General features: G+C 47.0%; 15 protein-coding genes. 9 read left to right on the top strand and 6 right to left on the bottom strand.

From position 1 onward, the window contains the following. Nucleotides 1–11: 11 nt before the first annotated feature. Nucleotides 12–635: an HAD family hydrolase gene (locus GMA8713_RS08655; protein ID WP_232314395.1), complete on the top strand. Its 624-nt coding sequence runs from the start codon at nt 12–14 to the stop codon at nt 633–635. 172 nt (nt 636–807) lie between these two features. Then, nucleotides 808–1,533, top strand: coding sequence for a DUF3108 domain-containing protein (locus tag GMA8713_RS08650; RefSeq protein ID WP_062708021.1), 726 nt, complete (start codon nt 808–810; stop codon nt 1,531–1,533). Between the two features lie 100 nt (nt 1,534–1,633). Here the strand turns inward: GMA8713_RS08650 and GMA8713_RS08645 are convergent, their stop codons facing one another. Then, nucleotides 1,634–2,545, bottom strand: a complete 912-nt coding sequence (locus GMA8713_RS08645; RefSeq protein WP_062708019.1) for a LysR substrate-binding domain-containing protein — start codon at nt 2,543–2,545, stop codon at nt 1,634–1,636. 106 nt (nt 2,546–2,651) lie between these two features. On the opposite strand from GMA8713_RS08645, the gene GMA8713_RS08640 reads away from it, so the two are divergent. From GMA8713_RS08640 to GMA8713_RS08630, 3 genes are all read left to right on the top strand, one after another. Beyond that, nucleotides 2,652–3,521 carry a pirin family protein gene (locus GMA8713_RS08640; RefSeq protein WP_062708017.1) on the top strand — a complete coding sequence of 290 codons (870 nt, stop codon included), beginning with the start codon at nt 2,652–2,654 and terminating at the stop codon, nt 3,519–3,521. 52 nt (nt 3,522–3,573) lie between these two features. Further along, nucleotides 3,574–4,116, top strand: coding sequence for an NADPH-dependent FMN reductase (locus GMA8713_RS08635; protein ID WP_062708015.1), 543 nt, complete (start codon nt 3,574–3,576; stop codon nt 4,114–4,116). A 225-nt stretch (nt 4,117–4,341) separates the two neighbouring features. Next, on the top strand, nt 4,342–5,298 hold the full coding sequence (locus tag GMA8713_RS08630; RefSeq protein WP_062708012.1) for a hypothetical protein: 957 nt from the start codon (nt 4,342–4,344) through the stop codon (nt 5,296–5,298). Nucleotides 5,299–5,365: 67 nt separating this feature from the next. Here GMA8713_RS08630 and GMA8713_RS08625 read toward each other — a convergent pair whose 3' ends face one another. Further along, the gene (locus GMA8713_RS08625; RefSeq protein WP_062708009.1) at nt 5,366–6,250 is read right to left on the bottom strand and encodes a LysR family transcriptional regulator; all 885 of its coding nucleotides are present in this window, start codon (nt 6,248–6,250) and stop codon (nt 5,366–5,368) included. 113 nt (nt 6,251–6,363) lie between these two features. Between GMA8713_RS08625 and GMA8713_RS08620 the strand changes: the two genes are divergently transcribed. From GMA8713_RS08620 to GMA8713_RS27280, 3 genes are read left to right on the top strand one after another with little or no spacing between them, the layout of a single operon-like run. Continuing rightward, nucleotides 6,364–7,086 carry an outer membrane protein gene (locus GMA8713_RS08620; protein WP_062708005.1) on the top strand — a complete coding sequence of 241 codons (723 nt, stop codon included), beginning with the start codon at nt 6,364–6,366 and terminating at the stop codon, nt 7,084–7,086. A 21-nt stretch (nt 7,087–7,107) separates the two neighbouring features. Further along, entirely contained in the window at nt 7,108–7,329 is a 222-nt protein-coding gene (locus GMA8713_RS27285; protein WP_157515544.1) for a hypothetical protein, read from the top strand. Between the two features lie 6 nt (nt 7,330–7,335). Further along, entirely contained in the window at nt 7,336–7,695 is a 360-nt protein-coding gene (locus GMA8713_RS27280; RefSeq protein ID WP_157515542.1) for a luciferase domain-containing protein, read from the top strand. Between the two features lie 28 nt (nt 7,696–7,723). On the opposite strand, the gene GMA8713_RS08610 is transcribed toward GMA8713_RS27280, so the two are convergent. The 4 genes from GMA8713_RS08610 to uraH form a co-directional block, all read right to left on the bottom strand. Beyond that, the gene (locus GMA8713_RS08610) at nt 7,724–9,091 is read right to left on the bottom strand and encodes an 8-oxoguanine deaminase (protein ID WP_062708002.1); all 1,368 of its coding nucleotides are present in this window, start codon (nt 9,089–9,091) and stop codon (nt 7,724–7,726) included. 70 nt (nt 9,092–9,161) lie between these two features. Beyond that, nucleotides 9,162–10,595, bottom strand: a complete 1,434-nt coding sequence (locus GMA8713_RS08605) for a nucleobase:cation symporter-2 family protein (RefSeq protein WP_062707999.1) — start codon at nt 10,593–10,595, stop codon at nt 9,162–9,164. A 139-nt stretch (nt 10,596–10,734) separates the two neighbouring features. Then, nucleotides 10,735–12,075 carry an NCS2 family permease gene (locus GMA8713_RS08600; RefSeq protein ID WP_062707995.1) on the bottom strand — a complete coding sequence of 447 codons (1,341 nt, stop codon included), beginning with the start codon at nt 12,073–12,075 and terminating at the stop codon, nt 10,735–10,737. Between the two features lie 105 nt (nt 12,076–12,180). Then, nucleotides 12,181–12,534: a hydroxyisourate hydrolase gene (gene uraH / locus GMA8713_RS08595; protein WP_062707991.1), complete on the bottom strand. Its 354-nt coding sequence runs from the start codon at nt 12,532–12,534 to the stop codon at nt 12,181–12,183. A gap of 455 nt (nt 12,535–12,989) precedes the next feature. On the opposite strand from uraH, the gene puuE reads away from it, so the two are divergent. Next, complete coding sequence (gene puuE, locus GMA8713_RS08590) at nt 12,990–13,922, top strand: allantoinase PuuE (protein ID WP_062707989.1); 933 nt, start codon at nt 12,990–12,992, stop codon at nt 13,920–13,922.

Genomic DNA, 13,922 nt, shown 5'->3' with positions numbered 1-13,922 from the left:
TGCAACACATTATGTTCGATATCGATGGGACACTGATTCAATCCTATGAGTTCGACGAAAAATGTTTTATGGATGCCGTTCATGAAGTCACAGGAATTGCCATAAAGAATGATTGGGAAACCTACCCGCATGTGACCGACAGAGGTGTTCTTCAAACCTTTATTGAAAGACAAGTACCTCAATACTCACTTGAAGAATTGGAAAACAGAGTAAAGCCCGTTTTTATTCAAAATATCGAGCAAACCATCAAAGAAAGCCCAGCGATTGAAGTTAAAGGTGCAAAGCGTTTCCTTCTGCACGTATTGAACAATAACGACTATATCGTTTCGGTTGCGACTGGTGGCTGGGGAGAGACTGCGAGATTAAAGCTTCAATCTGCTGGGTTCGATACTGACAACCTCATCATTGCATCTTCAAATGATCATCATGCACGTATTGAAATTATGGCAATTGCACAAGCGAAAGCTGATCCTTCTAAAGGTTTGCCAATCACCTATTTTGGCGATGCGATGTGGGATGTAAAAGCTTGTAAAACGCTAGGCGTTAACTTGGTTATCGTTGGAGAAAGAGTCCAGCACCATCAACGTATTTCAGATTACTCTTCACTGGAGACTGTATTGGGCCTTCTCAGTTAATGAGAAGATTGACGGCTCATAAAGAACCATTCGAGTTTAAGACTCACCAACTCATAAAAATTAGCAAGGGCTAATGTAAATCTTAGTCTCATTGTCTCGCCAGATCAGACAGCGCTCCGCGAGCATACTGCGATAAAGGACTATATCGCAGTATTTTTAGGCAGGAACTGTCATGAAAAAAGTAGGATTAGGCGTGTTACCGCTTCTCTTGTTTGGCTGTGGAGGTAGTGATGATCCGCAAGATGGGATTGTATTTCCTGATGGTGATGGGACTTCGCTTAGCTCGTGCTACAACCCAACATTAAACGAACTGGGTACAGAAACTATCACCAACATTTCAAAGAAAGCTGGATTGGCTCAACCCGTCAACGTTCAAGAGAGAGAGGTTGTTCAGGCTGTTGTGGATTATGAAGGCCAAAGCGGAGTGTTGGAAGTCAGACTCTATGATGATACGCCCGACAACAGAACATATGTTGTTGTGGATGAATCGAGTCAGGCAGTAACAACGTTAGGTCAATTTTTTGAGGGGGAAATGATAACTTACAAACCAAGTGGGCTGGCATATTTCTTTGACCTTGCTTCTGGTGAATCACGCACACAACCTACTATTACGGTTTATACCGATGGTGTGGAGACCGGCACAATGGATGTGAAAATGAAGTACGAGAAAAGAGAAACCGTGACTGTACCAGCTGGCACATTTGAAACGTGCTTGGTCACTCTCGAAATCATGCTAGTTGACGACGGACAAGAGTCCACCGCTCTCTTCAAAACAAACTTTGGTATCGGAAATGGCATAGCCATCAGAGACGAGCTTACAGCAAGTAGCAATGGCACGACTTTGACGACGGTTGACGAGCTAATCTCAGGAACAATCAATGGTGAACCCATCCAGTAGGACGTGGTTCAGATTTCACCAACACGAATTCCAATGCTTTTAGATATAGAAATATTGGTTATGTAGACAGGGTTGTTAAGCAGAAATGGCTGCTCTAAGGTCAACAGCCCCTAACCACCAAGGGAAGTTTCTCTCGAATAAATTCCGCCAACGCTTTGGTATGTGGCGGTACGCCTAGCCTTGAAGGCATCAACAAACTTAAACTTGCCGACTGTGAAAGCCAATCAGGCAGAACGCGAACTAGCTCTCCCGTTTGTAATGCAGTGCGGCATACATAGTCAGGCAGTGCAGTCACACCTAACCCTTCAATCGCGGCTTGTCGTATGGTCGACATATCTTCTGAGCACAAAGCGATATTGGATGTTTGGTGAGTACGTAGCCCGTCTCGGTTCATGAGTGGAATAGCGTCTTTGGAACCGCTTCTGCCAACTTTCAGAAACTGACAATCAGCAAGATCGTAGGGCGTGTTTAACTGTTGAAGCGTTTCGAGGTAACGGGGCGAGCAGTAGAACTGCCATTCCACAGTAGTAATAAATCGCTGGATGAGACTGGAGTCAGGCAGCTCTGCGCTATGTCCGCGGATTGCTATATCAATCCCTTCGGCGACAAGATCTTCCATTGCGTTGGTAACACGTTGCTCGATATGCACTTTAGGATGTAGCTTGGCAAACTCGGTCACAATGCTTAGTAAGGCAAATTGAGCGACACCTGTTGAGCAACTAATGACCACTTTTCCTGTGAGTTTCCCACTGCGGTTATCCATGGCAGCTTCTGCAAGTTCTAAGGTATCTACCAACTTTCGGGCATGATGGTAGAAGCTCTTTCCCTCTTCTGTCACCGCAACATTGCGGGACGTTCGCTGTAATAACCTGACACCTAAGCGCTCTTCCAGCTGTACAACATGTCGGCTCAGCCGTGACTTTGGCATATTCAACGCTTTAGCGGCGGCAGTGTATCCCTTTTTCTCAACGACATGCACAAAGTAAAAGTAGTCATTCAAGTCGACTTTCATTTTATTGTCCTATTTATGGAACGTAGAGTTCGAATTCTAACGGTTTTTATCCGGAATCCAACTCGTTACATTGTTTTTAAGCCAACAAATAGAACGGAGTAGAGCAATGACGAATACAGCAGCCCAATTAAACCAGAGTACTGTCTTGGATAAGCATGTTACTGGCAGCCCATTGAATATTGGAGAAGGATTCACGGGTATTGGTTTTCGCCATACGCAATTTGAAGGGGCGATGGACCCAATCATTATGGTTGATCATTACACCATGACAGTACCGACATTCGGCGCGCATCCACACGCGGGTATCTCAGCGGTTTCCGTTCTGTTTGAGGATACAGAAGGCAAATTTAACAACCGTGATTCGCTAGGCAACGACTTTGATATTCATGCGGGCGATCTCTATTGGCTGAACGCTGGTCGTGGCGCGGTTCATGACGAAGCACCAAGACTTGGTGCGAAAATTCATGGTTTGCAGATCTTCGTGAATCTCCCGGCAAGGTTGAAACATGAGTCGCCTAGCTCTCTTCATGTGAAGCGAGAGGACATGCCTACGCTGGTAGGAGAAGGATTTCGCGTTAGGCTGGTGCTAGGAGAAAGTAACCGCGCGAAAACAAAGGTCTCCTCGGTATGGCCGTTTACCATTCTTGATGGTTTTGCCGATGAGCGTTCAGGTTTTGAACACCAAATTCCAGATGACTTCAATGCTTGGCTCTATGCCGTGGAAGGAAAAATCGAGTATCAATTAGACGATGAATGGCATGTTCTAGATCAAGGCGAGTCTGTCTCAATCATCCCTAAAGACGTTTCCGTATTGAGAGTCCGTGGTGATAACAAGAAGCAGAGCCATTTTGCTCTGTTGTCTGGGGAAACCATTAATGAGAGCTTTGTCCAGCAAGGACCGTTTGCAATGAGCTCACAACAAGAAATCAATGAGGTTGTTGTCCGCTATCAAGCCGGAGAGTTGGGCCAGCTTTAAGACCAGACTGATATTGATTATCCCAAGTATCATTATTGAACAAGATTAAACGATGAAAATACTCGCTTTTGCTGCAACTAACAGCCGTAAATCAATTAACAAGCAACTCGTCCAATATGCGGCGGGAAAGATCAAGAACGCTGATGTCGACTATGTAGAAATCAATGATTTTGATTTACCTATCTACAATAGCGATTTGGAAGAAGATTATGGCATTCCTAGATGTGCCTACGCTTTTCAGAAGCGGATAGAAAATGCCGACGCAATTTTAGTGTCATTTGCTGAGCACAATGGCAATTTTACGGTGGCATTTAAGAACCTGTTTGATTGGCTAAGTCGTATCGATCGAAACGTCTATCAAGGAAAGTCGATTATCTTGCTCGCGACATCCCCAGGCCCAGGTGGCGCAAAAACAGTACTGAAGCTGGCTAAAGAGGGGGCTCCGCATTTTGGTGGTAATGTCGTCGGAACATTTAGTTTACCGAGTTTCTATGACAACTTTGACCAGGAAAACAAAGCCATAAGAGATACAAGCCTTACCGCAGAATTAGATGAAATATTGCGTCAATTTGAGGGCGCTGTTTCTCCAGTCTAGCAAGTTAACTCTCCTATTAACTTCGATAAAACCCGCAGCCCAATGCGGGTTTTTTGTTTGCGAAAACACATAGCCTAAGACGGTGGCGTAGCCGAATATACCGATATGGATTAGTGCTTATTTCCAGAACTATTAGTTCATTTAGTACCGGATTATGTTGCTAATCACGGTGCTGTAGATTGGTTTCTGTACAACAAACAGTACGACTATGGATAAGGAGTTCGCATGACAATCAATAAAGTCACCTTAGCAACAGCGCTTGTTACTTCAATGGCACTTGCTCCAGCGGTGATGGCGAAAGAAGGAAGCCCAAAAGGCGCTGACACTGTGAAATCTCACAAACAGTCTTATCAAGGTAAGCGCTTCAGCAACTCTGATGTAGATTTCTCGAACTGCCGGGAAATTGCGGGAGGTATAGCTGTACAGAAGGATGCGCTGACTTCGCTGGTGCCGGCAGACATTAAAGTAAACAGCCTTTCTGACATGGGTTTTGTATTTGAGGGGTCAGACAACCTCGGCATGCTGATTATTCGATCATTACAGTGCGAAGTCATTCAAGTGACAGATGCAAAGGGCCGAGTATTCACTGATGAGAATGTCGCGTTTGCTCATGTGGGCACACCAATCAATACTTCCAATCTACCTGCGACGACCTTCAATAACGACGGTTCTAACGGCGCTGATTTCAATATATTCGCATTGAGCTACCAAACCTCTTCTCCTGCATATTACGGCGCGATGAAAAGAATGGGTATGAAAACTGCGATGTTTAATGAACACATGATTAACGCGCAGGTTGATACCACGCCGGGTACCTGTGATGTTGCACAACTCAGTGTGAGTGTGCCGGGCAATCATGACTATTCATTTAGCATCTTCGGTGAAGTGGTAGAAGCAACCGCCGAATGTCACCCTGGCGGGGCAAATTTTGTGGCGAACTGGTGGAGTGTTGATCGCAAGAAACGCGTTTCAGCACTCAGCAATTTAGTGACGGATCAGACGTTCACTGAAACTGCTGGCCCTAACGTATACGTAGCAGCGAAACCCGGGACGACCATGGGTTCTCTAATTGGTGAGGCACCATCAGCCTTTACAGGATTCTCCGGTAGCGGCTATTTTCCATCCGGTGGTATTGGCAATGTCGATATGGTGGCTGAAGCTTTAGGTAAATTGGCGCGTTAAACTTCCACTGCAAATAGCGCTATTAAGTCAAACGCCCCTAATAGAATAGGGGCGTTTGTTTATGTGCTCATTCCGCGAGCTGGTCTGCCAAAAACCGAGCCAACAAGAGCGTCAGATTCTCTCTTCGTGCTTTATCCGGCCAAACCGCGTATCGCCCAAGCTTACGCAGAGACCAATCTGGAAGAAGTTGTACCAACGCGCCGGATTTTAGCCCTGGCTCGGCGATATGTTGGGGCAGAATCGCGATCCCGGCATTTTGATGAGCAAGATGACAAAGCGCTTCAATGGTGTCGACTTGCAATTGAAAATTGTTAAAAACGACGAGCACTTTGTCATCGCCAGACATGAACTCCATTCTGTCCTTACGATGTTTGAAGCTTAACCACTCAAGATCAACAAGATCGTCTGGATGCTGCGGTGGTGGGTGAGAAGCGGCATATTCAGCGCCAGCGACCAAAACACGCTGATATTCCCCCAATTTTCGAGAAAGCATAGAACTGTCATCTAGCCAACCAATCCGTACGTTCAGGTCATACCCATCGTCAATCAGGCTGACGGGCATATCTGTATAAGAAATTGACAGGGAAACACGAGGGTATAAGCGGGTGAATGCAGCTAGTGCAGTGGATACGTCAGAGGAAGCAAGAAATGCAGGTAAGGAAATACGCAACTCTCCGACGGGTTCAACCGAGATAGCATTGAGCTCGTTTAATCCCAGTTCTGCTTGCTTGAGCATTTCTACCACTCGAGGGTAAAACATGCGCCCCTCATTGGTCAGGGAAAGCTTTCTAGTCGTGCGGTAGAGCAGCGTCTTACCTTGGTAATCTTCTAGGTCTGAAATGGTTTGGCTCACTCGGGAAGGAGCAAGATTTAGCTGTTTGGCGGCAGCTCGGAATGATCCACCGTCGACAACACGGACAAAGATAGCCATATGTTTGAGGTATTCAATCATTGTTCTTCCTGAGCGAATTATGAAGTCCGTTAATACACGATAATACAAATAAACATCTTCTTGTACATTGTTTGTGTGCGACATGGCGTACGGGAAAACAAAGGGACATGAAGATGATTTCAAAGAAAACCAGGCTCTCACTTGCGGTATTGGCTGCGACTGTATTATCTACTTCGACTTTTGCAGAAGGTGTGTATGTCACTGTGCTGGCGGGTAAAAGCTATCAAGCGACAGACAGTGAAGCCTATGGCGACAACATAGCTGTTGATGCGGATTTTCCAAACGACTTTGATTCCGGTGATGGTGAGGTAGGTACGATTGGCTTGGGCTATATCGTTAATGAGTCGTTCCGAGTCGAAGGGCGATTGGGTTATCGCGAAAGCGATTTTAGCAGCACACGTTTTGGCACCGTAGCGAGAAATGGCGAGGAGTATGCTCTGGTCGGAAAACTTGAGAGCACAACGCTAACGGTGGAAGGCTTTTATGATATCGATACAGGCACTGGCTTTTCGCCCTATATCAAGGGTGGCTTGGGTATCGCCCGTAACAAGTACAGTGCCAAACTAGGTGGTCAGGGCGTTTCCGCCTTTGACGCATTTGATGGTGTGTCAGATGGCTTTTACGATGGTTATCCAGACAAAACGGAGACGGAATTCACCTGGAATGTCGGTGTTGGAGCAAGCTATTCCTTCAATGAAAGCTTTGCAGTCGTTGGCGAGTATCAGTATGTCTCGCTGGGTGATGCTCAAACCTATCAGGATTCCTTTACCGATGGCTTCCAAATAGACGGCGCTACCGCCCACGAAGTGTCTCTTGGGTTGCGTTATCGTTTCTAATACGGTTGGGAGAGAAAGCTTATGAAGTTCAGAGTGAAAAGCGTGAGTTGGTTTTCAACAGTTTTGCTTGCCGCAACATTAAATGCGCATGCCAATGTCGATGGCGAACTTTCTCCAAGAGAAACGTCTATTCCGGATACGACCGATAGCGTTCCTCATGTGCAGTTGAATGTGAAAACAGATGCTGACCTGATTGCTGAATTCAGAAACAAGGTAGCAAAGATCCCTGATGTATCATTGTAAAGCTCAATGCTTTCTCTTCCTGGTGCGGAAGGCTTCTGGATTCGCGAGGGTGTTCCGCTTGCGAATCCTCAGGTCATCGTCGGTGGCCGAGAATTCGCGCATTTACATCCAGACGGCAGTCTTCATGCTTCACTACCGCCAGAGTTAGCCAAAGAAGCGGTGAAAAACAACTGGGCAACCTTTCATCCCTGGTCGTCTCAGCGTTTGGGTTGGGAAGGCTTTGTCATGATCTATACGCCTTCGACTCAAGCCGAAGTTGATGTTGTTTATGCGCTGGTGGTTTCGTCGTTCAACTACGTCACCGGTAAAGAGATCAACGCGCAAAGCTTAAGCGGAAAGAAATCGGTTAAGCGTTCCCCTAACTAACATGGCAAAGAAAAAATGAAGGCGCTTTTTAGCGCCTTAGTTGTTGAGCTTTAGCAGCCAGCTTTCTTGCTGCTGCACGGTGCCTTACCATCAACTCTTGCTTATCAACATCGACCAATTCGCCATCAACCACCCGCCAATCACCATTAACCATGACGCGGTCTGCGCGATGGTGGCCGCAAAGCACCAGCGCAGCGAGAGGATCGTGGCTGCCACAGAATTGAATTTCATCCAGCTTGAACATAGCAATATCTGCCAACATACCTTTGTCCAGCGTGCCGATGTCTTTTCGGCCGATATTTCTCGCCGAGCCCTGTGTCGCCCAGCGGAACGCATCAAAGTGACTGACTTTGGCAGAACCGTATCTCAGGCGTTGAATGTAAGTCGCCATTCGTAGCTCATTCACTAGATTGGAGCCATCATTGGAAGCGGAGCCATCCACGCCAAGACCAACAGAAGCGCCAGCTTGTTCTAGCTCTAGATTTCGGCAAATACCCGAGGCGAGCATCATGTTAGAACTTGGACAATGACAAATTCCAATGCCAGATTGTCCAAGCCTGCGAATCTCTTCGTCGTTGAAATGTATACCGTGTGCCAGCCAGGTTCTGTCATGCAGCCAGCCCACCTCTTCCAGGTAATCGACGGGACGATAACCGAAACGTTCGAGACAAAAGTTTTCTTCGTCTATGGTCTCGCATAGGTGAGTATGTAGCATCACATCATGTTGTTTGGCAACGTGAGCCGTTTCTTTCATGAGCTCTGTGGTGACAGAAAAAGGAGAGCAGGGGGCGAGGGCAATTTGAGTCATACCGCCAAATTCAGGTTGATGATATTCGCGGATTAGGCGGACGCTATCATCAATGATGGTTTGTTCAGTTTGAATGGTGTGCCTTGGGGGCAGCCCGCCCTGATCTTCACCAAGACTCATTGATCCTCGGGTCAGCACAGTGCGTAAACCGAGCTTTCTAGTGGCTTCTACCTGAATATCAATGGCGTGTTCCAAACCAACTGGGATTAAGTAATGGTGATCGGAAGCTGTGGTACAACCGGAGAGCAGCAACTCAGAACTGGCGAGCTCTGTCCCAAGCTGCATCATTTCTTCATCAAGGCCAGCCCAAACGGGATATAGCGCCTTGAGCCAATGGAATAACTCTTTGTCCAATGCATCTGGATAAGCACGGGTGAGCGTCTGGTAGAAATGGTGATGGGCGTTAACCAAGCCGGGTAACACAATATGCTCTGAAGCATCTAGAGTATGGTCAAAAGGTTGGGTGGGAGCAGCGCCTTTGGCGACCACTTCTACTATGGTGTTTCCTTGAACAACAATGCCGCCAGCCGCGTCATCATTCGTTCCAGTCCAAATCGCGAGAGGATTTTTAATCCAGGTCGTCGCCATGTAATTATATCCTTTGCTGGAAAATGAACAGCCCCGAGTTTCTGAGAAAATCGGGGCTGACATGGAGGGTTTATTGTGTCGGTTTAGAAGGTTGATCTGTCGACACATCACTCTGAGAAGAAGTGCTAGCCATTGCAGGCTCTGCCGTATCTTCGCTGAGCGGGATTGTATGCTCGCTGTTCATTTCTTCCTCTTCTGCCTGCCTTTCAGCATGGACATCTTCTTTCGACTTCGGAAGCACTAGGTTCAGCACAACAGCGACAATCGTACCCGTAGTAATACCCGAATGAAGAAGCTGAGCAATATCGTGATGAAGGTGCTGTAGCAGGGAAGGTTTGATGGTGACAGCGAGGCCAGCCGCCAGAGAAACACAAATCACCAGCGCATTGCGGCGTGTGTCTGCTGCTTTAACCAACATTCGAATACCCGCATAGGCAATCATACCGAACATGATGAAACCAACGCCGCCAAGCACAGGCTTAGGTACAGTAACAGCCAATGCACCAAATTTCGGGAACAAGCCAGCAAGGATCAACAGAGCGCCTGTGGTACCAACAACATAGCGGCTTGCCACGCCAGTAATGCCGACAATACCCACGTTCTGACTAAAAGAGGCCAGGGGCATGGCACCAAAGAATGAACCCACAGCACTACCGATACCATCACCGAGAAGACCACGTTTAAGATCTTTACCTGAGATAGTGCGGTGACAGTTGCTGGCGAGTGCGAGGAAATCACCCGTTGCTTCAGCAATGACCACAATGTAAGCAAGACACATACTTACGATGGCAGGCCAGGAAAAGCTGAGTCCGAACTTCAGTGGCTCTGGTGCCGCAAACCAGCTTGCTTCACCGATTTGCTTCATGTCTACCATACCCATACTGAGAGCAACCAGATAACCGCCCGCTAAGCCGATGACAATTGCTGATGCAGCCACTGAACCTTTCGCATAAGTGGCAACCAGCAAAACAACCAGCAGTGAAATAGCCGCAAGGAAAAGTTTAGGTAACGTAGCAAAGTGTTCGCTTCCAGCCGGCGCATCACCTACCCAGTTCATAGCGACCGGAAGAATGGTTAAACCAATCAGCGTGACGACAACACCACTGACGACTGGAGGGAAGAGCTTACGGATTTGCTCCATAAAAAAGGCGGAGACAATCACCATACAGGCACCTACCAGTGCCGCTCCCATAATCCCAGAAACGCCATCAGCTTTCCCTATGCCTATCGCGATGCCAAGAAATGCAAAGCTGGAACCCATGACAACGGGTAGCCTGATGCCAACAGGCCCAAAGCCAATACATTGAATAATTGTGAAAGCACCAGAAATAAACAGGGCAGCGTTGATTAGCGTGACAACGTCACTTGTCGGTAAGCCAATGGCGGTGCCAACAATGAGTGGCACGGCGATAATACCGCCGATTGAGGCAAGCATGTGTTGAATAGCAAGCAGGACTGTCGAGCCTGCAGGTGGTTTATCGTTTAATTCATAGAGCAGTTTCATAACTTCTTCCTATAAGCTGCCGGCATTCCATTTTTGTTCGGCAGCGCTGGTGGTGAATGTCGAATTACCCCTTGGGACGTCGTTGGTCCTTTTGAAACGAAAAATAAAAATTAGGGGCCTCTTTGGGCCCCATTGTTCGTTATCCAATAATGATCAGCTTGAACACAAAGAGTATGCTCAATGCATACATTGCAATCGAAATATCTGAGAACTTTCCTGTGCCCGCCTTGAGCACGGTGTAAGTGATAAAGCCGAGAGCGATACCGTTTGAGATGGAGAAGGTCAGCGGCATCATCAAAGCGGTAACTGCGGCTGGAACGGAATCAGTAAAATCATCCCAGTTCACGTGGCGGATACTGCTCATCATCAGGAAAGCGACGTAAATAAGCGCACCTGCTGTGGCGTATGCTGGGATCATTCCTGCCAGTGGCGAAAGGAAAATAGCGGCTAGAAACAGAAGGCCAACCACGATAGCAGACAGACCAGTCCTTGCGCCTGCCGATACACCGGAGGCACTTTCCACGTAGCTTGTAACGGGTGGACAACCGAAACATGCACCAATAACGCTCGACATACTGTCTGCTTTGAGTGCTTTTGGAAGCCCATCGATCTTTCCAGTCTCTTTGTTAATGAGGTTTGCACGTTCAGCCACACCCATCAGTGTGCCGGCGGTGTCAAACATGTTCACAAACAGGAAGGCGAGAATAATGCTGATCATTCCTACATTCAGTGCGCCAGCAATATCCATTGCCATAAAGGTGGGGGCAATGCTTGGTGGCGCGGAAAAGATGCCACCGTATTCAAACAACCCAAGGCCTAAACCGATCAAGGTTGTGCTGAAAATACCAATGAGAACGGCGCCAAACACTTGTTTAACGGCCAGTACGGAAATGATGAAGAAACATGCCGCAGCAAGAATCGCCGCAGGCTGAGTAAAGTCGCCCAACGTTACTAAAGTGGCGGGGCTACCTACGACGATCCCCGCACTCTTGAGGCCGATAATGCCGAGAAACAATCCAACACCTGCTGTCATCGCATAACGCAATGAGGAAGGTATGCTGTTAATGATCCATTCTCTAACACGGGAAACACTCAGCCCCACAAAAATGACGCCGGATATGAAAACCGCACCGAGAGCAACCTGCCAGCTGTATCCCATTTCCCCAACCACTGTAAAGGCGAAGAAAGCATTCAGGCCCATGCCAGGTGCAAGGCCGACTGGCCAATTAGCAAACAGGCCCATCATCAGAGTGCCGATTGCTGCACCAATACAAGTTGCAACAAAAAGTGCGCCAGGATCCATACCGGACGCTGACATAATATTGGGGTTCACGAAAATGATATAAGCCATAGTGGCAAAAGTAGTGATCCCGCCGATGAGCTCATTCTTAACGGATGTTCCGTGTTGGCTCAATTTAAAGTAGCGTTCAAGAAAGCCACTCTTACCTATTGGCTGTTCAACAGTGTCTTGCTTTTCCATTGTGTTATTCCTGTTGGTCTAGGAGTTACTGCGAGTTTTCCTTATCGCATTATTCCTGGGGTACTAAACCCAGAAATTAGAACTCTGCTTTTCGCTCTACATTAGCTAACTGCCTCTATAAGTCGAAAAACTGAAGGGTGAAACTAATAAAGGGACGTGATAGTGAGCGTTTTCATCGTCAATGCCAAATCGGATCACGACATCGTCGAGGAAAGGAATGTCACTGAGCGTCATCCCACTTTTTTTAAAATAATCTGCAGTGTTGAACTGCAACTGGTATTTGCCACGCTGAAAGTCTGCCTCTTCCAGTAACGGCTCATTGGTTCGCCCATCATGATTGGTGGTCATGGTAATGACATGGTGAAGGGTGCTTACCTCAATCCTATATAGTAATACTTCGATACCTGCCCCAGGTTGGCCTTTGGCAGTGTCGAGCACATGTGTGGTTAGTCTTCCCATTTACCTCTGTCCTTATGTTCTATGGGTTATTGCTTTGTTCTTGCCTGCACCTGCTGGATATTCACCTGTATATGAGAGCTTCTCTAGCGGGTGTAATCCAATACATTTTATTCTGTGTGCACACATATAAACTTAAAATGTACACAATACTTAATTCTTGTAAAGAGTGACAAACGTGCAGTATCAATAGTGAGAATCTAGAAAGAAAGCCTTTACTTAAAGGGGTTAGTGTCGAAATTTGCTACAAATCTTCGTCTGATTGAATTTTCGGAAATATGAAGGCGGCAACATTTTGTTAACTTTTTCTTGTAAATTGTATACAAAATGTAATACTAAAAATGATCTTGTCGGGATCAAGGAGCATTTACATCTTTAATGCCCCATAGAGATATAGAAATAAACACGGCGGAGCGGGATACTTTTGATGCAAGGTTTTGACAACAGGAAATGGCGCGATGAGTAGTGATTATCCTAGGGATTTGAAAGGTTATGGTGCTCATCCTCCTCACCCAAGATGGCCGGGAGAGGCTAGGATTGCGGTTTCGTTCGTATTGAATTTTGAAGAGGGTGGCGAGCGTTGTGTATTACATGGAGACAGGGAGTCAGAAGCTTTCTTATCTGAGATCCCGTCGGCACAACCATTAGCTGGTGTAAGACACATAAGCATGGAATCGATTTACGAGTATGGTACACGTGCAGGCATTTGGCGCACGTTGAGATTGTTCCGGCAACATGAGATTCCACTGACTGTGTTTGCCGTTGGCATGGCAGCGGAAAGGTATCCAGAGGCGATTCAGGCTATGGCAGAAGAGGGTCATGAGATCTGTAGCCACGGTTATCGTTGGATCGACTATCAATATGTGCGTGAAGAAGATGAACGTGAAGATATGCAAAAAGCCATCGCGGCGATAAAGGAAGTCACTGGTGAGCGCCCATTAGGATGGTACACCGGTAGAACCAGCCCTAATACACGTAGGTTGGTAGCTGAAGAGGGCGGTTTTCTCTATGACTCTGATGCCTATGACGATGATCTTCCATACTGGCACGAAGATGGAACGGCACCTGGAAAACCACAGCTAGTGATCCCTTATTCATTGGATGCTAATGACATGCGTTTTTCTACGGTGCAGGGGTTTAATTCGGGAGAACAGTTCTTTCAGTACCTGAAAGACAGTTTTGATGTTCTCTATGAAGAAGGTATGGACGCGCCGAAAATGCTGTCCATCGGTTTGCATTGCCGTTTGGTCGGCAGGCCCGGAAGGCTAGCAGCGTTGAAACGCTTTATAGAATATGTGAAGCAGCATGACAGGGTATGGATAACCCGTCGTGTTGATATCGCCAAGCATTGGCATAAGCATCACCCACATCCGAACATGACTAAGGAGTAG

The sequence above is a fragment of the Grimontia marina genome, assembly GCF_900060185.1.
In the GTDB taxonomy this organism is placed as follows: domain Bacteria; phylum Pseudomonadota; class Gammaproteobacteria; order Enterobacterales; family Vibrionaceae; genus Enterovibrio; species Enterovibrio marinus.
The sequence above is the reverse complement of the archived record's forward strand: the minus strand, read 5'-3'. Positions and strand labels throughout refer to the sequence as shown.